The sequence below is a fragment of the Sphingopyxis sp. JAI108 genome (genome assembly GCF_013410105.1).
GTDB lineage: Bacteria > Pseudomonadota > Alphaproteobacteria > Sphingomonadales > Sphingomonadaceae > Sphingopyxis > Sphingopyxis chilensis.
In genome coordinates this window covers 219,134-240,663 of sequence record NZ_JACCCJ010000003.1, presented here as the reverse complement: position 1 = coordinate 240,663, position 21,530 = coordinate 219,134, and the positions used below count along the sequence as shown (strand labels likewise).

Sequence of the window (21,530 nt, the reverse complement as noted above, 5' to 3'; positions counted from 1 at the left end):
CTACCCCAGCACCCAGCTCCGCCGCGGATAGCCCTGCGCCCAGAGCAGCGCCGTCAAATCATGGTGCCGGATCACCGCCGCCGCGGCTTCGCCCGCCGAGGGATGCGGATAATAGCCCACCCCGAGCCCCGCGCTCGTGATCATCGGGATATCGTTCGCGCCGTCACCCACCGCCAGCGTGTCGGCAAGCGGCAGGCCGTGCTTCGCCGCCTCGGCCTTCAGCGTCTCCAATTTGGTGCTGCTGTCGACGATCGGCTCGCGCACCCTGCCGGTCAGCTTGCCGCCCGCGATCTCCAGCTCGTTCGCAACCACCTTGTCGAACCCGATCGCCTCGCCCACCGGCCCGGCAAAGGCGGTAAAGCCGCCCGACACCAGCACCGACCAGGCGCCATGTGCCTTCATCGTCTGGATCAGCGTGCGCGCGCCGCGCGTCAGCCGCACCCGCTCCATCCGGCAATCGGCGAGCGTCGATTCGGGCATCCCCGCGAGCAGCCCGACCCGTTCCTCCAGCGCGGCGCGGAAATCGAGTTCGCCGCGCATCGCGCGCTCGGTGATCGCCGCGATTTCGGGCTTCAGCCCCGCATAGTCGGCGAGTTCGTCGATGCACTCGACGGTGATCATCGTCGAATCCATGTCGGCGATGATCAGCTTCTTGGTGCGGTCGCCCAGCGGCTGGACGACGATATCGAGCGAACCATGGTCCATATGCGCCAGTTCCTTGCGCGCGCTGACCAGGCTGCCGTGAAAGACGATGTCGGCCGCGTCATGCTCGTCGATCCAGTGCGGCGCGCCGACATCGTGCCCCGTCGCAGCCAGCCGGTCGATCCCTTCGCGAACCACCTCGTCGGTCAGCTTTCCGGCTGCTATCAGCGTCGCGACGAACATGGCATCTCCTTCTTTCTCGACCGCCAGAGCGCGGCAGCCTGTGGCACTTATCGCCGGACCCACCGCCAGCGGCAAGAGCGCTTTGGCGGTCGCGCTCGCAAAATCGCTCGGCAACGGGACGCCCGGAAACGCGATGGTGGTCAATGCCGACGCAAGCCAGGTCTATGCCGACCTCGCCATCCTCTCGGCACGCCCCACGGACGAAGAGATGGCGGGCGTGCCGCATCGCCTGTTCGGCCATGTCGACGCCGCCGAGGCGCATAACGCCGCGCGCTGGGCGGGTGAAGCGCGCGCCGAGATTGCTGCGGCGCACGAAGCGGGCATCGTCCCGATCCTCGTCGGCGGCACCGGGCTGTACCTGCGCACCCTGCTCGCCGGCATCGCCCCCGTGCCCGAAATCGACCCCGAAATCCGCGCCGCCGTCCGCGCGCTCCCGGTGGCCGAGGCGCATGCGGCGCTGGCCGATGCCGACCCCGACGCCGCCGCGCGCCTTGCGCCCGCCGACATTACGCGCGTCGCGCGCGCGCTCGAGGTTGTGCGTTCGACCGGCAGCACATTGGCCGACTGGCAGCAGGCGCGCGAAGGAGGCATCGCCGGCGACATCGCCCTCGCCCCGCTGATCCTCCTGCCCCCGCGCGACTGGCTCCGCGAGCGCTGCGATGCCCGTCTCGTCCAGATGTTCGACGGCGGCGCGATCGAAGAGGTGGAAGCCCTACTCGCGCGCCACCTCGACCCCGCCCTTCCCGCGATGCGCGCGATCGGCGTGCCGCAGATCGCGGCCTATCTCGGCGGCGAGATCGGCCGGGCCGATGCGCTCGAGCAGGCGCAAGCGGCGACGCGCCAATATGCGAAGCGCCAATTCACGTGGTTCAGGCACCAGCCCCCGTCCGACTGGCCGCGCCATCCGGAGTCATTAAACATCGATTCTATTGACCAATTAGCAATTATATTACGCGATAAGCTGTTGACAGGATAGAATCATACACCTATTGCCCGCAACCCTGTCGCAGCGCACAAGCGCCGCGTTTTTGGTTGGAAGGAGTTTCGTCGTGACGGAAATGAGCGGTGCCGACATGGTGGTTCAGGCGCTGGTCGACCTTGGGGTCGATACGGTGTTCGGCTATCCGGGCGGCGCGGTCCTTCCGATCTATGACGCGCTCTACAAGCACCCGACGATCCAGCACATCCTCGTCCGCCACGAACAGGCGGCGACGCACGCGGCCGAGGGTTATGCGCGTTCGACCGGCAAGCCCGGCGTCGTGCTCGTCACCTCGGGCCCCGGCGCGACCAATGCGGTCACCGGCATCACCGACGCTTTGCTCGATTCGATTCCGATGGTCGTGCTCACGGGACAGGTCCCGACGACGTTGATCGGCACCGATGCCTTCCAGGAATGCGACACGGTCGGCATCACGCGCCACTGCACCAAGCATAATTATCTCGTCATGGACCCCGACCGGCTCGGCCCGGTGATCCACGAGGCGTTCCATATTGCGACGCACGGCCGCCCCGGCCCGGTGGTGATCGACATTCCAAAGAATGTACAGGTCGCGACCGGCACCTACAGCGTGCCCGAATTCATCCAGCACAACAGCTATCGCCCGCAGGTCGAACCCGACGCCGATGCCATTGCGCAAGCGATCGACATGATCGCCGCGGCCGAACGCCCGGTCTTCTACACCGGCGGCGGCGTCATCAACGCCGGCCCCGATGCCAGCGCCGCCTTGCGCCAGCTCGCGTCGCTGACCGGCGCGCCGGTCACCTCGACGCTGATGGGCCTCGGCGCCTTCCCCGCCGACGATCCGAAATGGCTCGGCATGCTCGGCATGCACGGCACCTACGAAGCCAATATGGCGATGAACCGCGCCGACCTGATCATCGCGGTCGGCGCGCGCTTCGACGACCGCGTCACCGGCCGCCTCGACGCCTTCTCGCCCGATTCGAAGAAGATCCACATCGATATCGACAGGAGCTCGATCAACAAGATCGTCCCCGTCGACCTGGCGGTGGTGGGTGACGCGGGCCGCGCGCTCGATGCGCTGATCGCGGCGTGGGCCGACAAGGGGCACAAGGCGCGCGACCTTGGCGAATGGTGGCGCCGCGTCGATGGCTGGCGCGCGACGCGCTGCCTCGACTTCCCCGAAAAGCAGGACCCCGGCGCCGACATCATGCCGCAGCGCGCGGTGAAGGCACTGTTCGACGCAACGCGCGGCATGGACCCGATCATCACGACCGAGGTCGGCCAGCACCAGATGTGGGCGGCGCAGCATTTCGGCTTCTCGGCCCCGAACCGCTGGCTCACCAGCGGCGGGCTCGGCACGATGGGCTATGGCTTCCCCGCCGCGGTCGGCGCGCAGATCGCCAACCCGAACCGCCTCGTCATCTGCATCGCGGGCGAAGCCAGCCTCCAGATGAACATCCAGGAAATGGGCACGGTCGCGCAATACCGGCTGCCGGTGAAGATCTTCATCCTCAACAATGAATGGATGGGGATGGTCCGCCAGTGGCAGGAGCTGACCTACGAAAGCCGCTATTCGAACAGCTATTCGGACAGCCTGCCCGATTTCGTGAAGCTCGCCGATGCCTATGGCTGGACCGGCCTGCGGATCGACACGCTGGGTCAGCTCGAGGACGGCATCGCGACGATGATCGACACGCCCGGCCCGGTGATCGTCGACTGCCGCGTCGCACAGCTCGCCAACTGCTTCCCGATGATCCCGAGCGGAGCGGCGCACACCGACATGATCCTCCAGCCGAATGACATCACCGGCACGATGGACGACGAAGCCAAGGCACTGGTGTAAAACATATGAAAATCAAGACCGAAGCCGGCGAGCGCCATGTGCTCGCCATAACCGTCGATAACGAGGCCGGGGTGCTCGCCAAGATCACCGGGCTGTTCACCGCGCGCGGCTATAATATCGAAAGCCTGACCGTGGCCGACATCAGCTCGGACCACGCGCTGTCGCGCATCACGATCGTCACCAACGGCCCGCCGCCGATCATCGACCAGATCATCGCGCAGCTCGACCGGCTCGTCCCCGTGCACAAGGTCATCGACCTCAACGACGCGGGCGAGGCGCATGTCGAGCGCGAGATCGCGCTCGTGAAGGTCGCGGGCACCGGCGACAAGCGCATCGAGGCGCTACGCATGGCCGACGTCTTCCGCGCCAAGGTCGTCGATACGACGCTCACCAGCTTCATCTTCGAAATCACCGGGAACAGCGACAAGGTCGACCGCTTCATCGCGCTGATGCGCGAATGCGGGCTGGTCGAGGTCGGCCGCACCGGCGTCGTCGCCATCGCCCGCGGGTCGGAGGCGCTGTAAACACCGTTAACATCGGGTTCCGGCATCAGGTTGGCGCCCACTCTCCCACATCAAATCACCCCCTAGCGGGGCCACAGGACTAGAAGGGGTTTTCCAATGCAGGTTTATTACGATCGCGACGCCGACCAGGATCTGATCAAGGGCAAGAAGGTCGCCGTCGTCGGCTATGGCAGCCAGGGCCACGCCCACGCGCAGAACATGCGCGACAGCGGCGTGAAGGAGGTCGCGATCGCGCTCCGCACCGGTTCGGCCACCGCCAAAAAGGCCGAAGCCGCGGGCTTTAAGGTCCTGTCGAACAAGGAAGCCGCCGAATGGGCCGACGTGATCATGATCGCCGCCCCCGACGAGCATCAGGCGAAAATCTATGCCGACGACATCGGCCCCAACATGAAGCCCGGCGCCGCGCTCGCCTTCGCGCACGGCCTCAACATCCACTTCGGCCTGATCGACGCGCGCCCCGACATCGATGTCTTCATGGTCGCGCCGAAGGGCCCCGGCCATACGGTGCGCAGCGAATATCAGAAGGGCGGCGGCGTCCCCTGCCTGATCGCGGTCGCGCAGGAAGCACAGGGCGCGGGTTCGTCGGGCAACGGCTATGCCAAGGCGCTCGCCCTCTCCTACGCCTCGGCGGTCGGCGGCGGCCGCAGCGGCATCATCGAAACCACGTTCAAGGAAGAGTGCGAAACCGACCTGTTCGGCGAACAGGCGGTGCTCTGCGGCGGCATCACCCATTTGATCCAGGCCGGGTTCGAAACGCTCGTCGAGGCGGGCTATGCCCCCGAAATGGCCTATTTCGAATGCCTCCACGAAACCAAGCTGATCGTCGACCTCCTCTATGAAGGCGGCATCGCGAACATGCGCTATTCGATCTCGAACACCGCCGAATATGGCGACATCAAAACCGGCCCGCGCATCATCACCGACGAAACCAAGGCCGAAATGAAGCGCGTCCTCGCCGACATCCAGTCGGGCCGCTTCGTCAAGGACTTCGTGCTCGACAACCAGGCCGGCCAGCCCGAACTGAAGGCGAGCCGCAAAGCCGCCGCCGCGCATCAGCTCGAAAAGACCGGCGCTGAACTGCGCGCGATGATGCCGTGGATCGCCAAGAACCAGCTCGTCGACAAGGCGAAAAACTAAACCGCCAACAAACCTCGTCATTGCGAGGAGCGTAGCGACGAAGCAATCTCCAGGCATCGGCCTCGTGCAATTTCGCGGGCTGGAGATTGCTTCGCTCCGCTCGCCATGACGAATTGAGGAAGCGATGCCGAATTCTCCCTTCGACACCCACCGCCGCGACCTCGACGCGCTCGCGGCCCAAAGCCGCCGCCGCGCCCTCGCGCCGCGCGCCGGCCGCGATTTCGCGTCGAACGACTATCTCGGCCTCGCCGACAGCGAAGCACTCCGCACCGCCCTCGCCGCCGGCATCGAACGCGGCCTCCCTGCCGGATCGGGCGGCTCGCGTCTGCTGCGCGGAAATCACGCAGAGCATGAGGCGCTGGAAGCGCATGCCGCGCGCCATTATGGCAGCGAGGCTGCGCTCTTTTTCGCGACCGGTTTCGCCGCCAACGCCGCGCTGTTCGCGACGCTGCCGCAGCGCGGCGACCTCGTCGTCCATGATGAGCTGATCCACGCGAGCGCGCACGACGGGATGAAGCTCGGCCGCGCGGGAACCGTCGCCGCCGCGCACAATGACGCGCAGGCGTTCGACGACATCATCACCCGCTGGCGCGCCGGTGGCGGCGCCGGAACGCCGTGGATCGCAGTCGAAAGCCTCTACTCGATGGACGGCGACCGCGCCCCGCTCACCGCGCTCGCCGAAGTCGCCGACCGCCACGACGCCATATTTGTGGTCGACGAAGCGCACGCAACAGGGGTGTTTGGCCCTGGCGGCGCCGGCCTCGCGCACGGCCTGCCGCGCCGCGACAACCTTATCACGCTTCACACCTGCGGAAAGGCGCTCGGCGCCGAAGGCGCGCTGCTGTGCGCCCCCGCGGTCGCTTGCGACTTCCTCGTCAACCGCGGCCGCCCCTTTATCTTCTCGACCGCGCCCTCGCCGCTTAGCGCGTGGCTCGTCCGCCAGGCGATCGAGATCGTCGCCAACGAGCCCGAACGCCAGGCGCGCCTCCACGCGCTCGTCCGCTACGCCGCCGAACGCCTCGTTCCGCTCGGCATTCCCGCCAGCGGAACGCAGATCCTGCCCGTGATCATCGGCGACAACGACCGCACGATGCGCATCGCGGCAAGCCTGCGCGATGCGGGCTTCGACATTCGCGGGATCCGTCCGCCGACGGTGGCGGAAGGCACGGCCCGCCTCCGCATCGCGATCACGCTCAATGTTGACGAGGTTAATATCGACGAGATGGCCGACGCGCTCGCCGATGCAATGGCGGCCGCATGACGCGCTTCGTCGTCACGGGCACCGACACGGGCATCGGAAAAACCATATTTTCCGTAGGCTTGGCGCAGGCCACCGGCGCTTCCTACTGGAAACCGATCCAGTCGGGTCTCGAAGACGAGACCGACAGCGAGGTCGTCGCGCGCCTCGCCGGGGTGCCGATCATCCCCGAGGCCCACCGCCTCGTCACCCCCGCCTCGCCGCATATCGCCGCCGAAATTGACGGCGTTAACATTGACGTCGAAAGCGTCACGCCGCCGCCCGGCGACCTTATCGTCGAGGGCGCCGGCGGCGCGCTCGTCCCGGTCACGCGCACGACCCTCTACGCCGACCTCTTTGCGGCATGGCAGATCCCCGTCATCGTCTGCGCGCGCACCGCGCTCGGCACGATCAACCACAGCCTGCTGACGATCGAAGCTTTGCGAGCGCGCGGCGTGCCGATCCACGGCCTCGCCTTCCTTGGCCACGCGGTGGAGGACAGCGAGGCGATCATCGCGGAAATCAGCGGCGTGCGCAGGCTGGGCCGGTTACCGATCATCGATTCGCTGACGAGCGAAGCCTTGACGAAAGCATTCGACGCGAACTTCGACCTCGCCGATTTCCGCTAGCTCATTCATGTTCCCCGGCGAAAGCCGGGGCCCACGGAAACGTCTCGCTGGCCCCCGGCTTTCGCCGGGGAGCACGGGGTTTCGTCTTTCGCGGGGATGACGAAGGAGTATAGGAACGCGCGATGACAACGCCCCCCTCCCCCATCTGGCACCCCTTCACCCAGCACGGCCTCGGCGACCCCATCCCGCTGATTTCGCACGCCAAAGACGCCAAACTCCACGCCGCCGACGGCCAAAGTTGGATCGACGCCATCTCGAGCTGGTGGGTCACCACCCATGGCCATGCACACCCGCGCATCATGGCCGCGATCCGCGACCAATCCGAAAAGCTCGACCAGCTCATCTTCGCCGGCTGGACGCACGAGCCCGCCGAAACGCTCGCCGCCGAACTGATCCGCATCACGCCCGATCCGCTCACGCGCGTCTTCTTCTCGGACTCGGGTTCGACCAGCGTCGAGGTCGCCTTGAAGATGGCGCTCGGATACTGGTTCAACATCGGCGAGGCGCGCAGCCGGATCCTCGTCCTCGAACACAGCTATCATGGTGACACGATCGGCACGATGTCGGTCGGCGAGCGCGGGGTCTACAACCGCGCATGGCAGCCCCTGCTCTTCGACGTCGATACCATCCCCTTTCCGCACGAAGGGCTGGAACAAGCCACGCTCGACGTGCTCGAAGCCGCGTGCGTGCAAAAGCCCGCCGCCTTCATCGTCGAACCCCTGATCCTCGGCGCCGGCGGCATGCTCGTCTATCCCGCGTGGGTGCTCGCCGAAATGCGGAGCATCTGCGCGCGCCACGGCGTCCTGTTCATCGCCGACGAGGTGATGACCGGCTGGGGGCGCACCGGCACGCGCTTCGCCTGCGACCAGGCGGGGGTCATCCCCGACATCGTCTGTCTGTCGAAGGGGCTCACCGGCGGCGCGCTGCCGCTCGCGGTCACGCTCTGCATCGAGCCGATCTTTCAGGCGCATTATTCGGAAGACCGCGGCAGGGCCTTCTACCATTCGTCGAGCTACACCGCGAACCCGATCGCCTGCGCCGCCGCGAACGCGAACCTCGCTATCTGGCGCGAGGAGCCCGTCCAGGCGCGCATCGACGCGCTCGCCGAGGCACAAGCCGCGCATCTTTCGCTGCTGTCACACGATCCCCGGCTGGAGAAACCCCGCCGCGTCGGCACGATCGCCGCGCTCGACATGGTGGTGGCCGATGGCGGCTATCTGTCGAACCTCGCGCCGCGCCTCATCGCTTATTATCGCGACCGCGGCGTCCTGCTCCGCCCGCTCGGCAACACGCTCTATGTGATGCCGCCCTATTGCATCACGCCGGACGAGCTGGCGCAGGTGTGGGATGCAATCGCGGCGTCGCTCGAGCTTCTCGGGGACTGAAGCCCATGTAATAAGGGGTGGGCAAAGCCCACCCCGCACATCCTACATGCCGTCGAGGCCCTTGCTGACCATGATATTCACCGCGACACGGCGGTTCTGCGCCTTGCCTTCGGGGGTGGTGTTGTCCGCCGCCGGGTCGGCTTCGGCCATGCCCGTCGGGGTCAGCATGCGATAGGGCTTCCATCCGCATGCCTGCTGCAGGTGATTGACCACGCGGCCGGCGCGCTTTTCGCTGAGCACCTGGTTGAGTTCCTGGCTGCCCGTCGAATCGGTGTAGCCGACGACGAGCAACAATGCGTTGTCCATGCTTTCGGCCTGCGTCGCGGCGGCGCAAAGGTCGGCCTTCGCCTGTTCGGTCAGCACCGCCTTGCCGGTGTCGAAGTTCACGTTCGTCGTGCCCTTGACGTTATACTGGTCGATGTCGCCGACGCGGCCGCGCAGCGCTTCGGTCGCCGCTGTCTGCTCGGCAAAGCGCTGGTCGGTGCCGGTGTGGATCATCGACGCGGTGCGCAGGTCCTTGCTCTTGAGGTTGACCTCGTTCGCCACCAAGCCGCCGTCCCATTGCAGGGTGTCGACCTCGACCGGAAGGCCGTTGAGCAGCGAATTCGCCGGGAGCTTGTCGCGGTCGAGGCCCAGGAAGCCGCCGCTGCTCTTGATCTTGGTGTATTCGGCGATCGCGATCGCCGTGTTGTTGCCGTCGGCGGTCGTGACCTGCATCCGGCCGTCGCTGCGCGAGGAGATAATGCCTTCGACCTTCGGCCCCTTGGTCATCTCTTCGGGCGACGGCAGCTGCCCGTAAACGGTCGTCATGACTTCGCTGTCGGACGCCTCTTGCGCCTGCTCCTGCGCCTGCGCCGTCAGGCCGCCCATGGCCGGTGCGGCGAGCATCGCCAGCATCAGCATTGCGCCTGAACTTTTCGAAACGGCACCCATACCCTACTCCTTCAATTGAACCTGCTGCCCCCGCAGCATGGGCCCGCCCGTTGACGTGACCCTTTCTGGCACATGAATACTCGCGGAAATGGGGAAAGTTGCGCAGGTCATCGGCCGTTTTGCACGGCAAACCGATAAGCCCGTGTGGCGCAATCGGAATTTTTTATGCGCAAACCCGGTTTTTATGGAACCAAAGCGGATTGGCTCGGGCAGGGGGGCCGGCTCCCCGGCCCCGCCATCTCATCCGCCGAATTTGGCGTCGTCGGGCATCGCCACCCAATTTTTCTCCGCCGACGCGATATAGCCCGCGCGGTCCTTGTCCCACTTAGCCTTCACCTCCTGGTTGAAATTCAGGTAAAGCTTGCCGTCGACCATCGCATAGGCCAGCGGATCGCCGGGCGCGAGATAGCCGCGCGACATCGCCCACGCGCAATGCCCGCCATATTGCGGCACGAACGCCGCCGGATCGGCCTGGAATTTCGCCGCATGGCCGGCGCTCGCGAAATGATAGACCGCGCCGTCATGCTCGACGGCAAAGGCGGCGTCGCCCTTCACCGGCACGCCGTCGCCCTCGAAATAGCTCACCGCGTCATAGCCGCTCACCGCGATGTTGCCACCGTCAACACCGACGTAAACCGGCTTGGCATAGGCCTGCGGCGTAAAGGCGGCGACCGACAGCGGCGCGAGCACCGCGGCGAGCAGCGCGAAAAGGGCTTGGTTTTTCATGATGTATCTCCATCTGGAAGGCATCGGCCCCGCGCCGGCCTTCGTCGTCACCCAGTTCGCGCCAAAAGCGCAAAGCGTTACGAGCGGGCAGTTCGGCTTAGGTTCATCTGCGCCCTTCCATCCGGGATCGCGGGGATACGGGGTCTGGGAACGCGATTTGTGACGAAGAAAAAGACCGGCCTCCTTTCCCTCCTCGCGGCGCTCGCCCTCGCCGCGCCCGCGCTCGCGCAGGACGACGACAGCCTCGCGCAGTCGGGCTCGCCGCCCGAGCGGACCTCGGTGCTCTACACCTATGGCGACGAACCCTGCCCCGAACCGCAGGAGGGCGAGATCGTCGTCTGCGCGCAGGAGCCTGAAACCGAACGCTACCGCGTGCCCAAGGCATTACGCGAGGAATTGAAGGAGGACGAGGTCGTCGGGGGCGGCAGCTGGACCTCGGCGGTCGAAGGCTATGAAAATGTCGCGCGCGCCAGCCGCCCGAACAGCTGCTCGCCGGTCGGCAGCTACGGCTTCACCGGCTGCGCCGCCGCGGCGCTGCGCAACTGGTTCGAGGCCCGTCGCGCGCGCTGACGCCGAACCGAAACGCTGCGTTTCTCCGCCGCTTGTTGACGCCAACCCATGCCGTCGCCTAGCTTTCGCCTCCCCAACAGGAGATCGTTCATGCGCCGCATTGCCCCCCTTGCCGCTATCGCCCTTCTCGCCGCCGTCGCGACCCCGATCGTCGTCGCGCAGGGCGGCTCCGCCCCCGGCGCGCCCGACAAGTCGCGCGTCACCGCGGGCACCTATGCCGCCGACCCCGGCCACACGATGGTCGTCTGGGAAGTCGATCACCTCGGCTTCAGCAAATATACCGGCATCTTCGGCGATGTGACCGGCACGCTCGTCATCGATCCCGCCAACCCCGCCGCCGCCAAGGTCGACGTGACGATCCCCGTCGCCAAGGTCACCACCGCCAGCGCCGGCCTGACCAGCCACCTGCTCCGCGCCGGCAAGGACGGCGGCAAGCCCGACTTCTTCGGCGCCAATCCCGCCGACGCCAAATTCGTGTCGACCAGCGTCGTCGTCGATGCCGAGGGCGACGAGGCCAAGGTCATGGGCAACCTGACCCTCAACGGCGTGACCAAGCCCGTCACGCTCGACGTCGATTTCCACGGCGCGGGCGTCGGCATGAACAAGAAGGAAACCGTGGGTTTCGAAGCCGAAACGACGATCAAGCGCAGCGATTTCGGCGTCTCGATGGGCATTCCGATGGTCAGCGACGAGGTCGAGCTCGAAATCCACGCCGCCTTCGAAAAGCAGTAAGTCGCGCGCACCCCAATCTGTCACACGCGCCGCGTATCAGGGGGCGGGACCAGCGATGGCCCCGCCCCTTTTCGCACAAGGAGCCGTGTGATGAGCGAACTGGTACGTGAAATCGTCGAAGTGAACGCCGGAATCGACGGCGACGAGGACAATCCGGTGCTGGTCGTCGAGGTCGAAGGCCTTGCGCCCACCGCGGGCTGGACCAATGTCCGGCTCGACCCGCATGCCTATATCACTCCGCCCGACGACGGCGTGCAGGATTTCGACCTCGTCGGCGACCGCCCGGCAGAGGCCGCCGAAGTGCTGAGCGAAGTCGAGGCCGGATGGGAAGGCCCGCTGCAGGACTGGTGCATCGGCGTGCGCGTCCACGCGGTCGACAATCTGATCGAGGACGAGCTTTTCGAACCGTGGGACGAGGACGACGAGAGCGAAGCCGCTTAAGTCCTTCGTGATTTTCCTTCATCGTTTGAGATTTCAAGCCCCTGCACTGCGCCGGGCCGCGAGGCCCCTTGCGGCCCGGCGACATTTTCGGTTCATCACACAGCCAGCAAGCCCGGCCTAGCCTCCTCCAATCAAGGGAGGATCCTCATGCGCCCGCTGCTTCTCGCCCTCGCCCCCATCTTCGTCCCCATCTTCGTCGGCGCCGCCGCCCCCGCGCTGGCGCAGGCCAATCCCCAGATCGACTATCCCGCCTTCCAGGCGCTCACCGCCTCCGTCGCCGCCGAACGCGCCGCCCGCCTCATCGCCTTCGACGCTTTCAAGGCCGAAGCCGCGAAGCCGGGCACCCTCCTCCTCGACGCGCGCTCGCAGGACGCCTTCGCGCGCGGCCACATCAAGGGCGCGGTCAACCTTCCCCTCACCGATTTCACCGCGGAGAGCCTCGCCGCAGTGATCGGCGCGAATCCCGACCGCGCCATCCTCATCTATTGCAACAATAATTTCTCGAACCACCGAAGCCCCGTGCCGCTGAAACGCGCCGCGCTCGCGCTCAATATCCAGACCTTCATCAACCTCGTCGGCTATGGCTATCCCAACGTCCGCGAACTCGCCGACGTCGTCGATTTCACCGATCCGCAGGTGGAGTGGGTGACGGGATAACCGCTCGACCCACTTCGTCATTGCGAGCGTAGCGAAGCAATCCAGGAGCGGCCTTGTACCGCTCTGGATTGCCGCGCGGCTGCGCCGCTCGCAATGACGAACGGAGGCAACCCGCGCAATTTTCACACTCCCCCCTTGCCAAACGCGACATTTTGAACCAATAGCCTGCCCATGCGCGGTAACGCCCTTCTTCTTCTGCGACTTACACGCCCTTGGGCGTGACACTGGCTGCGCGCTAGTCGCGGCCACCCGCTCAAGGGTCCGATCGACAAAGCACCGCAACCACCCGAAGAAGAAGCCAACACCATGACCATGCTCCGCGACCCCTCGGTCAAATATAGCGCCTTTCCGCAGATTCCCCTGGGAACCCGCGAATGGCCCGGCCGCACGATCACCCAGGCCCCGATCTGGCTCTCCACCGACATGCGCGACGGCAATCAGGCGCTGATCGACCCGATGGATGCCGAGAAAAAGGCGCGCTTCTTCGACCTGCTCGTCCGCATCGGCCTCAAAGAGATCGAAGTCGGCTTCCCCAGCGCCGGCGCGACCGAATTCGACTTCATCTCCGGCCTCGTCCGCGACGGCCGCATCCCCGACGACGTCACCCCGCAGGTGCTGACGCAAAGCCGCGCCGACCTCATCCGCACCAGCTTCGACAGCCTCGCGGGCGCGAAAACCGCGATCGTCCACGTCTACAACGCCGTCGCCCCCGCGTGGCGCAAGATCGTCTTCGGCATGGACAAGACCGACATCAAACAGATCGCGATCGACGGCGCCAAGCAGCTGCGCGACAATGCCGCGCGTCTGCCCGATACCAACTGGCGTTTCCAGTACAGCCCCGAATGCTTCTCGACGACCGAGATCGATTTCAGCATCGAGGTTTGCGAAGCGGTGATGCAGATCCTTGCACCCACCACCGACAATCCGATCATCCTCAACCTGCCCGCTACAGTCGAGGCGGCGACGGCGAACATCTACGCCGACCAGATCGAATATTTCGGCAAGAATCTGCCCAACCGCGACGCCGCGATCATCAGCCTCCACACCCACAACGACCGCGGCACCGGCGTCGCGGCGGCCGAGCTCGGCCTGCTCGCGGGCGCCGACCGCGTCGAGGGCTGCCTGTTCGGCAATGGCGAGCGCACCGGCAACACCTGCCTCGTCACCATCGCGCTCAACATGTACACGCAGGGCGTCGATCCCGAACTCGACTTCTCGAACATCGACGAGGTCATCCAGACGGTCGAATATTGCAACAATCTGCCCGTCCACCCGCGCCACCCCTATGGCGGCGAACTCGTCTACACCGCCTTCTCGGGCAGCCATCAGGACGCGATCAAAAAGGGCTTCGCCGCGCGCGAACGCCAGAATGACGAGCGCTGGGAAGTCCCCTACCTGCCCATCGACCCCGCCGACCTCGGCCGCAGCTATGAAGCGGTGATCCGCGTCAACAGCCAGTCGGGCAAGGGCGGCGTCGCCTGGGTGCTCGAACAGGACAAGGGCCTGAAACTCCCCAAGAAGATGCAGGCGAGCTTCAGCCATGTCGTGCAGGCACTCGCCGACGAAACCAGCCGCGAACTCGGGGCCGAGGATATCTGGGGCGCCTTCGACCACGCCTATCTGGTCACCGAGGGCAAGCGCTTCCAGCTCGTCGACTGGTCCGAGAGCCATGCGGGCACCGACCGCATCTTCGCCGGCAAGCTCACCATCGACGGCGCGACGCGCAGCGTCAGCGGCCGCGGCAACGGCCTGATGAGCAGCGTCATTGCCGCGCTCGCCGAGAGCGGCGGCCCGATCATGGACATCGTCGATTACAGCGAGCACGCGATCGGCCAGGGCAGCAATGTGCAGGCCGCGGCTTATGTGGAATGCCGCACCGCGGACGGCAAAAGCCTGTTCGGCTGCGGGCTGGACACCGACGTCGCGACGGCCAGCGTGCGGGCGATCCTCAGCGCGGCGAACGGAGCGTAACGCCCCGCTCGCCGCCCGAGCGTCACCGGGCGGGCATCATCGGGCGGGCACTGCACCCTTCGCCTTGGCGACGGCCGCCGCGAACTGCTTGCCCGACAAATTGGCGGCCAACCCGGTCTTGGTGGCGAACAACAAGGACCGCGGCAGCGTCACGTCACCCGTCCCGGTCGCAAGCACCGCGCTGTCGGCGTTGACCGCCTTGACCTGACCCAGCACGCTGTTGCCTCCGGCGCTGCTGACATTGGCGCCGACCTTCAGCTCCTTGTCGAGCGCCGCCGCATTTTCCTGTGCGGCCTGCTGGACCGATGCCACCAGCTGGGCCTTGGTCACGCTCAACGCCGGCCCGTTGTCGGTCTGCATAAAGGCGTTCGCGGGCACGACGATCCCGTTGTTGCCGACCGCGACCGCGACCCGGCCGCCTTCGACCTGCATGATCGTCCCGACGACCTCGCCCGCCGAGTCACGGACCTTGGTCCCCGGCGTCAGCGTCGCCGCAGGCGCGGCGGTCGGCGCGGGATTGCCCTGCGTCGCCAGCGCCGGCGCCCCGTGAACCGCCGCGCCCGCAAGGCACAGCGATGCGATAAAGCCGAACGGCTTTTTCATGGCTTGTCTCCTGTTGATGGATGGGAACCCCGACCATGACGGCGCCCGGCGGCGCTGGCCAACGATGGGCTGCCCGGCCGTGCCCCGCGCGGGACGAGCCGAGCCTTGCGGGCGGAATTACGTGGCTTCCTGCCCCTTGGACAGCGACGGATGGAGAAGCCACCACCGCTGACCCCATCGTCGCGGGGCAATCGTGCCAACCCGCTCGCCGCGCTCTGGAAAAACATCCCGATCGCGAATGAAGTTGCGCAGATTTCCGCCGATCCCGCTCCCGGCGCTTATGTCGAACAGACCCCCGAACAGCTCGCCGCCGAAATGACCGTCTGGACCGACCACGAAACGGGCCGGCGGCGCACCTATTTCCCGCCGCCCGACGATTTCATCGGTACCGAAGTGGGCGAATTCGGCGATTACAACTAAGAACGCACCCTCGATCCCGACGAGGAAGAGGCGTTTGTCGCCATGCGCGAAGCCGGCCTCGCCCCGCTGCGCCGCGCCGGCGAAGCCGCGCGCCGCGCCTTCCTCGCGCTGCCCGGTCCCGCCAACAACGCCGGAGCCGATACCCGGGCCGATGCCCGGGCCCGTCCGGAAATCGGCGAGCGGATAGCGCCTGCCCCGGCAGCTTTGCCCCGACGATCGATCCACCGATGCAGCGACGCGGGAAAGTCCGTGCAAAATTCGCCTCCCGCCTGAAAATAATCGCGGTTTATTTCCGCGGCCGGCCGAAATAAATCACTGCGTCCTTATCGTGTTGCGCGCCGCATCGGGCGCCCGAACGCGCTCGATAATTCGCCGCAATTTCACGGCAATTTGCCCATGATCTTGACTTTTCGCGATCAATCCTCCATATGGGTCCCGCTAACGTCGCCTGCGACGGAATTTGACGGCCCCTTGGGGCAGACTCTTCCCTTCACATGCTACCAGCTCCGCCGGTGCTTTTGCCGGTGGATTCCCGTTTCTCGTGAAAGGAAACACCCATGGCCATCGGCACAGTAAAATTCTTCAACAGCGACAAGGGCTACGGCTTCATCGAAAATGAAGACGGCTCGGGCGACAGCTTCGTCCACATCACCGCGGTCCAGGCCGCGGGCATGGACACGCTGAACAAGGACCAGCGCGTCTCGTACGAGCTCGAAACCGGCAAGAACGGCAAGGTCTCGGCGATCAACCTCCAGTCGGCCTGATTTTGGCCAAAGAGGAACTCATGACCTTCGAGGGGCAGATCGACGAGATCCTGCCCGACGGGCGCTTCGGCGTCATGCTCGAAAATGGTCATCGGGTCATCGTCTACACGGCTGGCCGGATGCGGCGTTTCCGCATCCGGTCGGTCGTCGGCGATGCCGTGCGCGTCGAAATGACGCCCTATGACCTGACCAAGGGCCGCCTCGTCTATCGCGAACGCGGTGGCGGGCCGGTCGTCCCCGGCCAGCGCAAGCAACGGCGCTGACCCTTAGCAACGACGGCCGGCGCGAGAGGCGCCGGCTTCCACGACAACAATAACTACAATGACTTGTAATTAAAAATAAAGATGATGACTATGTTTGATACCCATTCGATTTTCCCGCGTCTTGCGGGGCTTCCGCTCGCCGGCAAGGCGATCACCCTTCCCTCGGCGCCGCGCCGCCGTTCGCCGACGCTGTCGCGCCGCGAACTCCGCCGCCTGATCGCCGACATGGTCGACTAAGACCCAGCTCGAAAGGCCCGCTTCGATGTCCGCCACCCGCGAATTCTATCTGGCACAGGCCGCCAAGTGCGGCACCGAGGCCGCGGAGACGGCGTTGGGGCAGGTCCGCGACCGCAATTTGCGTGCCGCCGCCGCGTGGCAGGCGATGGCCGACAAGCTCGAACGCGCCGAAACCGCGCGCGCCGAGCGCGAAGAGGCCGTCGCCAAGCTCCGCGCCGCCACCTCCTAGACCGCTCCCGACCCCGTCCGCTACAGGCCGACGCGATGTTCACGCACCGCATCGCCACCGCCGCCGACCTCGACGCCCTGCGCGACGTGATGGCGCGCGCCATCGCCGAACTGCAAAAAGGCTTTCTGTCCGCCGCGCAGATCGCGGCGAGCCGGGCGGTCATGGGCCTCGACACCCAGCTGATCGCCGACGGCACCTATTTCGTCGTCGAGAACGGCGGCCGGATCGCGGGGTGCGGCGGCTGGTCGCACCGCGCGACGCTCTATGGCGGCGACCACAGCAAAGACCTGCGCGATCCCGCTCCGCTCGCCCCCGCCGTCGACGCCGCGCGCATTCGCGCCATGTATACCCATCCCGATTTTGCCCGCCGCGGCGTCGGCCGGCTGGTCATGACGCTCTGCGAGGATGCGGCGCGCGCCGCGGGATTCCGCCGCGCCGAAATGATGGCGACGCTGTCGGGCGAACCGCTCTACCGCGCCTGCGGCTACACGCCCATCGAACGGGTCGAGGCGCCGGGTCCGGACGGTGTCCCGGTTCCGCTCATCCGCATGGGGAAGGCGCTGCGTTGAGCCCCGGTCGTGCGCCGGGGTCTCAGTCGGCGACCCAATAATCGGCGGCGCCCCCCGGCTCAAACCCGCGCCGGCAAATCACCTCGCCCCCACTCGACAATTCGGCCCATTCGCCGATCGGCTCGCGATCCATCATCGCCAGCGCCGCGGCGACATCCTCGGCCTCGAACGCGACGCGCTTCTCCATCCCGAACCAGGCGTCGCGATATCTGAGGACGAAAGCGGTCAGGGGGCGGACGTCGGCAACGGAGTCGGGGCGCGGCAGGCAGTCGCAGCCGCCGTCGCCTTGCCCGATGGATGTGGCATGGGGGAATTTCATGGGGGAGAGCCTTCGGTGGGGGAAACGAAGGGGGCGGTCGCATCGGCCCGTCGAGCCATGACCGCCGCCGGGCGAGATTTGGCGGGTGAGTTACCTCCTGTCGGCGCGCAAGCGCGATCGGATCATCACGCCGGAACGCCGCGATGCCCATAAAAAGATACGTTATTTCATTGTCATAAGTCGCACCTCGGCCCGCCCTCACCTTCGACGAGCGGCCGGTTCAAATCGACAAACGACTTGACGGTTATCGCTCGCCCCGACGCGCGCGGCGACGTTGCCAAAGGATCAACCCGGCGACACCCAGCCCGAACAGGCCGAACATCCCCGGCTCGGGAACCGGAACCGCGTCGCCGCCGGACGAACCGCCGCCCGACGATCCCCCCGTCGAGCTGTCGCCGCCGGTCGATGTGCCGCCCGGCGGCGGGGTCACATAGCCGCCCTTGAAGGTGCCGATGTGCATTTCGCCGTTCTGCCTGAGGTTGCCGAACACCCCCGACCCCTGGATATAATTGCGCGTCTCGGCGTCGGCGAGCGGCGCGAGCACCGAACCGCCCCACGCGGTCGTCAGCGTCAGTTCCTCGGCGTCGGGAAAATTCCAGATCACCCGCTCGCCAAGGTTGTTCGTGCCGCCGAGGAAATTGTCGTTGAGCGTGGCGGTCCGGCCGCTGACGTTGACGATCGCGGTGTCGGCGCCGCCCAGGTCGAATTGAATCTCGCCGATCCTGTCGAGGTCGGCGGCGGTGATGTTGAACACCGCGAGCCCCTGCGCATTCGGCTGCGCGCTGAAAACGCCCCGATTGCCCTGCACCGTCATCCGACCGGTCGCCGCCAGCGTGCCCATGTCGAACGACAGGCTGCCGAGGCTGCTCTTGAGGTCGGCCTTCTGCTGCTGCAGCCCCAGCCCGAACGCCGGGTTCGTCGCGTCGAGGTTCGCGACGACCATATTCTGGTTGACGTTGGTGTTGCGGATCATCCCGCCGACCTTCACCGTCTGGTTCGGTCCGTTGAGGTTGAAACCGCTCGTCACATTGCCGCCGACGACCGCTCCCGACCCGTTGTTGAGGTTCTTGTGGCTTCCGTTGACGTTGCCGACGACGGTCAGCCCCGGCTGGCCGTTCGGCGACGCCAAGGCGCGGATGCCGTAATTGGACGAATTGCCCGCCAGATTGCCGCCGACGAAGGTCCGCCCCTCGACCTCGGACGAGGATTCGAGGTTGCCGAGCACGACGAGGTTCCATTCGCGAAGCGCGTCGATGCCCGTTATCGTCGCCGTCTGCGCGGCGAGTGGCGGGGTCAACGCGATCGCGAGAAGCGCGGCGGAAATCGGGATGCGTGTCGGGAAAGCCACGGGTTTGTTGTCCGGTTGCAAATGGGAAAGCGCGGGCGCTCCTAGGGTGTTCGTCGTCGCACCTACACCGAAGTGCGACGGGCCGTTGTCCCGTTCCGGAACATCGAACGATTTTCGGCGAAGGACCGTTGGAAATTTGCGACAGGCGCCGGTCAGCCGATCGACAGGAAGGCAGTCACCGTCAGCCGCCCCTCGATCGGATCGGGGGAAAGCGTGGTGGCCGCCGAAATTGCCCCGCTGTGGATGTTCCAGCTGCGATAAAGCAATGCGCGATTATAGCGTGCATGCTCGATATGGACAGATTCGAACAGCGGCGTGTCGCCCAGCACATAGGCCGGCGGCGGAACCCCGCCATGGCGCATCGCCAGTTCGAGGTGGTGAAAGAACAGCTCGCGCCGTGCCTCGTCGATCCTCTCGAACCCCGTCGCCCGGTGACGGAAGAATGCGGTGCCATCGCCGCCTTGTGGCGACAGATAATGGACGAGCGCGATACGGTCCGCGGTGAAGGCATCGACATGCGGCAGACGCTGCGGGATCGTCAGCTCGTCGCGCGGGGTCGATACGATCGAAAAGCTCGCATCGACGACGCTGACCGGGCCGGTGCGACCAAAGGCCTGGGCCGCCGCGGCGGCGATAAGCGGAAGCTGCGTCGCGAGATAGGTTTCGGGAAGGTCGGCGCGCACGCCCGGAAAATGGTTGCGCGCCGGGGTGAATTCGGCCGTCGCCGCGAAGCTTCGCAAGGCGTTGGGGTCGGGCGCGAAATCATCGAGCACGACCAGCGGCTGCGCCTCGGTGCCGATCGTTTCGATACGCATCGCGGTCATCCGCCGCATGCCGCCGCGCGGCCCAACAGGAAATCGCGCTCGCGCTCATTGCCCGTCAGTGCCGCCGCCGCCTCGAACGCCGCCCTGGCCTCACGGTGCCGTCCGGCGCGAAACAGAAAATCGCCGCGCGCGGCGGGAAGCGGGGCATAGTTGCGCAGCATCGCCGCGTCGGCGATTTCATCGACCAGCCGCAACCCCGCCTCGGGGCCGAAGGCCATGCTGTGCGCGACCGCGCGGTTCAGCTCGACCACCGGCGACGGCATCACCTGCCCCAGCCGGTCATAGAGGCCCGCAATGCGCCGCCAGTCGGTCGCCTCCGCGGTGCGCGCCCGCGCGTGGCATGCCGCGAGCGCCGCCTGAAGTGCATAGGGGCCATCCGAACCGCCCAATGCCTCAGCCCGATCAAGCGCATTCAGCCCGCGACGGATCAGCAGCTGGTCCCAGCGCGCGCGATTCTGTTCGGTCAGCGGGACGAAGCGCCCGTCGGGCCCGGAACGCGCGGCCAATCGCGACGCCTGAATTTCCATCAGTGCGAGCAGGCCGAGCACCTCGGGCTGTTCGGGCATCAATCCGGCGAGGATGCGCCCCAGCCGCTGCGCCTCGGCGCAGAGCGGCCGCCGGACAAGCGACGCCCCCGTGGTGGCGGCATAGCCTTCGTTGAAGATCAGATAGACGATCTCGAGCACCGATGGCAGCCGGGCGTTGAGTTCGGCGCCGCGCGGCACTTCAAAAGCGACCCCCGCCTTGCCGATCGCCTTCTTAGCCCGCGTGATCCGCGCCGCGATCGCGGCCTCGTTCGACAGGAACGCCCGCGCGATCTCCTCGACCGTCAGCCCGCCGACCAGCCGCAGCGTCAGCGCGGCACGCGCCTCGGACGTAATCACCGGATGGCACGCCGCGAAAATCAGCCCGAGCAGTTCGTCGCCCAGCGGATCGTCGAGCGCCGCCTCGAGGGCCTCGGCGCTCATGTCGTATTTCGCGTCGAGTTCGCGAGCGATTTGGGCATGTTTCCGCTCCCGCATCGACCGGTGCCGCGCGCCGTCGATCAACCGCCGTTTCGCCGCGGCGGTCAGCCAGGCGCCCGGATTATCGGGCACCCCGCCCTTCGGCCATTCGGTCAGCGCGATCAGCAGCGCCTCCTGCGCCAGTTCCTCGGCGCGGTCGAGGTCGCGCGTCATCCGTGCGAGCGCGCCGATCAGCCGTGCGCGCTCGATCCGGAATACCGCCTCGATCGCCCTGTGGGTGGGGTCCGCCGCCATCCGCGCCTTGTCCGCGAAAGCGGGCGCCAAGGCAAGGCGGGCGGCGGACATGGCAGCTTATTCG

Annotated in this window: 28 protein-coding genes; 20 read left to right on the top strand and 8 right to left on the bottom strand. The window is 66.4% G+C overall.

Going from position 1 to position 21,530, the window contains the following annotated elements; translation table 11 throughout:
- On the bottom strand, positions 1-885 hold the full coding sequence (gene serB, locus HDC29_RS15850; RefSeq protein ID WP_179499250.1) for a phosphoserine phosphatase SerB: 885 nt from the start codon (positions 883-885) through the stop codon (positions 1-3).
- On the opposite strand from serB, the gene miaA reads away from it, so the two are divergent.
- From miaA to HDC29_RS15815, 7 genes are all read left to right on the top strand, one after another.
- Positions 884-1,861 carry a tRNA (adenosine(37)-N6)-dimethylallyltransferase MiaA gene (gene miaA, locus HDC29_RS15845; RefSeq protein WP_179499249.1) on the top strand — a complete coding sequence of 326 codons (978 nt, stop codon included), beginning with the start codon at positions 884-886 and terminating at the stop codon, positions 1,859-1,861. The two genes, serB and miaA, sit on opposite strands and share 2 nt — an antisense overlap.
- A gap of 73 nt (positions 1,862-1,934) precedes the next feature.
- Complete coding sequence (ilvB, locus tag HDC29_RS15840; protein WP_179499248.1) at positions 1,935-3,689, top strand: biosynthetic-type acetolactate synthase large subunit; 1,755 nt, start codon at positions 1,935-1,937, stop codon at positions 3,687-3,689.
- A 5-nt stretch (positions 3,690-3,694) separates the two neighbouring features.
- Entirely contained in the window at positions 3,695-4,213 is a 519-nt protein-coding gene (gene ilvN, locus HDC29_RS15835; protein WP_179499247.1) for an acetolactate synthase small subunit, read from the top strand.
- Between the two features lie 96 nt (positions 4,214-4,309).
- Complete coding sequence (gene ilvC / locus HDC29_RS15830; protein ID WP_179499246.1) at positions 4,310-5,350, top strand: ketol-acid reductoisomerase; 1,041 nt, start codon at positions 4,310-4,312, stop codon at positions 5,348-5,350.
- A gap of 124 nt (positions 5,351-5,474) precedes the next feature.
- Positions 5,475-6,611: an 8-amino-7-oxononanoate synthase gene (locus HDC29_RS15825; protein ID WP_179499245.1), complete on the top strand. Its 1,137-nt coding sequence runs from the start codon at positions 5,475-5,477 to the stop codon at positions 6,609-6,611.
- Positions 6,608-7,216 carry a dethiobiotin synthase gene (gene bioD, locus HDC29_RS15820; RefSeq protein WP_179499244.1) on the top strand — a complete coding sequence of 203 codons (609 nt, stop codon included), beginning with the start codon at positions 6,608-6,610 and terminating at the stop codon, positions 7,214-7,216. Before HDC29_RS15825 ends, bioD begins: the two co-directional genes overlap by 4 nt.
- A gap of 122 nt (positions 7,217-7,338) precedes the next feature.
- Complete coding sequence (locus tag HDC29_RS15815) at positions 7,339-8,601, top strand: adenosylmethionine--8-amino-7-oxononanoate transaminase (protein WP_179499243.1); 1,263 nt, start codon at positions 7,339-7,341, stop codon at positions 8,599-8,601.
- Between the two features lie 42 nt (positions 8,602-8,643).
- Here the strand turns inward: HDC29_RS15815 and HDC29_RS15810 are convergent, their stop codons facing one another.
- A complete protein-coding gene (locus tag HDC29_RS15810; protein WP_179499242.1) occupies positions 8,644-9,534 on the bottom strand; it encodes an OmpA family protein in 891 nt (296 codons plus the stop codon).
- 240 nt (positions 9,535-9,774) lie between these two features.
- On the bottom strand, positions 9,775-10,260 hold the full coding sequence (locus HDC29_RS15805; protein WP_179499241.1) for a YHS domain-containing (seleno)protein: 486 nt from the start codon (positions 10,258-10,260) through the stop codon (positions 9,775-9,777).
- Here HDC29_RS15805 and HDC29_RS15800 point away from each other — a divergent pair.
- The 6 genes from HDC29_RS15800 (at position 10,259) to leuA (ending at position 14,631) form a co-directional block, all read left to right on the top strand.
- Positions 10,259-10,423 (top strand): hypothetical protein, encoded by a 165-nt coding sequence (locus HDC29_RS15800; RefSeq protein WP_179499240.1) that lies wholly within the window; start codon positions 10,259-10,261, stop codon positions 10,421-10,423. The genes HDC29_RS15805 and HDC29_RS15800 overlap by 2 nt on opposite strands.
- On the top strand, positions 10,420-10,830 hold the full coding sequence (locus HDC29_RS15795; RefSeq protein WP_179499239.1) for a hypothetical protein: 411 nt from the start codon (positions 10,420-10,422) through the stop codon (positions 10,828-10,830). Before HDC29_RS15800 ends, HDC29_RS15795 begins: the two co-directional genes overlap by 4 nt.
- A gap of 90 nt (positions 10,831-10,920) precedes the next feature.
- On the top strand, positions 10,921-11,562 hold the full coding sequence (locus HDC29_RS15790) for a YceI family protein (protein ID WP_179499238.1): 642 nt from the start codon (positions 10,921-10,923) through the stop codon (positions 11,560-11,562).
- 90 nt (positions 11,563-11,652) lie between these two features.
- Positions 11,653-12,003 (top strand): hypothetical protein, encoded by a 351-nt coding sequence (locus HDC29_RS15785; protein WP_179499237.1) that lies wholly within the window; start codon positions 11,653-11,655, stop codon positions 12,001-12,003.
- A 147-nt stretch (positions 12,004-12,150) separates the two neighbouring features.
- Entirely contained in the window at positions 12,151-12,660 is a 510-nt protein-coding gene (locus HDC29_RS15780) for a rhodanese-like domain-containing protein (RefSeq protein WP_179499236.1), read from the top strand.
- 306 nt (positions 12,661-12,966) lie between these two features.
- Positions 12,967-14,631: a 2-isopropylmalate synthase gene (gene leuA, locus HDC29_RS15775; protein ID WP_179499235.1), complete on the top strand. Its 1,665-nt coding sequence runs from the start codon at positions 12,967-12,969 to the stop codon at positions 14,629-14,631.
- A 36-nt stretch (positions 14,632-14,667) separates the two neighbouring features.
- Here the strand turns inward: leuA and HDC29_RS15770 are convergent, their stop codons facing one another.
- The gene (locus HDC29_RS15770) at positions 14,668-15,234 is read right to left on the bottom strand and encodes a hypothetical protein (RefSeq protein WP_179499234.1); all 567 of its coding nucleotides are present in this window, start codon (positions 15,232-15,234) and stop codon (positions 14,668-14,670) included.
- A 150-nt stretch (positions 15,235-15,384) separates the two neighbouring features.
- On the opposite strand from HDC29_RS15770, the gene HDC29_RS15765 reads away from it, so the two are divergent.
- From HDC29_RS15765 to HDC29_RS15735, 7 genes are all read left to right on the top strand, one after another.
- Positions 15,385-15,654: a hypothetical protein gene (locus HDC29_RS15765; RefSeq protein WP_179499233.1), complete on the top strand. Its 270-nt coding sequence runs from the start codon at positions 15,385-15,387 to the stop codon at positions 15,652-15,654.
- A gap of 42 nt (positions 15,655-15,696) precedes the next feature.
- A complete protein-coding gene (locus HDC29_RS15760) occupies positions 15,697-15,927 on the top strand; it encodes a hypothetical protein (protein WP_179499232.1) in 231 nt (76 codons plus the stop codon).
- A 284-nt stretch (positions 15,928-16,211) separates the two neighbouring features.
- Positions 16,212-16,418, top strand: a complete 207-nt coding sequence (locus HDC29_RS15755; RefSeq protein ID WP_179499231.1) for a cold-shock protein — start codon at positions 16,212-16,214, stop codon at positions 16,416-16,418.
- 2 nt (positions 16,419-16,420) lie between these two features.
- Entirely contained in the window at positions 16,421-16,681 is a 261-nt protein-coding gene (gene infA / locus HDC29_RS15750; RefSeq protein WP_179499230.1) for a translation initiation factor IF-1, read from the top strand.
- Between the two features lie 90 nt (positions 16,682-16,771).
- Positions 16,772-16,918 carry a hypothetical protein gene (locus HDC29_RS15745; RefSeq protein ID WP_179499229.1) on the top strand — a complete coding sequence of 49 codons (147 nt, stop codon included), beginning with the start codon at positions 16,772-16,774 and terminating at the stop codon, positions 16,916-16,918.
- Between the two features lie 25 nt (positions 16,919-16,943).
- On the top strand, positions 16,944-17,147 hold the full coding sequence (locus tag HDC29_RS15740) for a hypothetical protein (RefSeq protein ID WP_179499228.1): 204 nt from the start codon (positions 16,944-16,946) through the stop codon (positions 17,145-17,147).
- A gap of 35 nt (positions 17,148-17,182) precedes the next feature.
- Positions 17,183-17,716, top strand: a complete 534-nt coding sequence (locus HDC29_RS15735; RefSeq protein WP_179499227.1) for a GNAT family N-acetyltransferase — start codon at positions 17,183-17,185, stop codon at positions 17,714-17,716.
- Between the two features lie 22 nt (positions 17,717-17,738).
- On the opposite strand, the gene HDC29_RS15730 is transcribed toward HDC29_RS15735, so the two are convergent.
- The 4 genes from HDC29_RS15730 to HDC29_RS15715 form a co-directional block, all read right to left on the bottom strand.
- Positions 17,739-18,035 (bottom strand): hypothetical protein, encoded by a 297-nt coding sequence (locus HDC29_RS15730; protein ID WP_179499226.1) that lies wholly within the window; start codon positions 18,033-18,035, stop codon positions 17,739-17,741.
- Positions 18,036-18,279: 244 nt separating this feature from the next.
- A complete protein-coding gene (locus HDC29_RS15725) occupies positions 18,280-19,383 on the bottom strand; it encodes a choice-of-anchor A family protein (protein WP_373562820.1) in 1,104 nt (367 codons plus the stop codon).
- Between the two features lie 152 nt (positions 19,384-19,535).
- Entirely contained in the window at positions 19,536-20,198 is a 663-nt protein-coding gene (locus HDC29_RS15720; protein ID WP_257018327.1) for a DUF6445 family protein, read from the bottom strand.
- A gap of 5 nt (positions 20,199-20,203) precedes the next feature.
- Entirely contained in the window at positions 20,204-21,517 is a 1,314-nt protein-coding gene (locus HDC29_RS15715; RefSeq protein WP_218844656.1) for an RNA polymerase sigma factor, read from the bottom strand.
- Positions 21,518-21,530 lie beyond the last annotated feature (13 nt).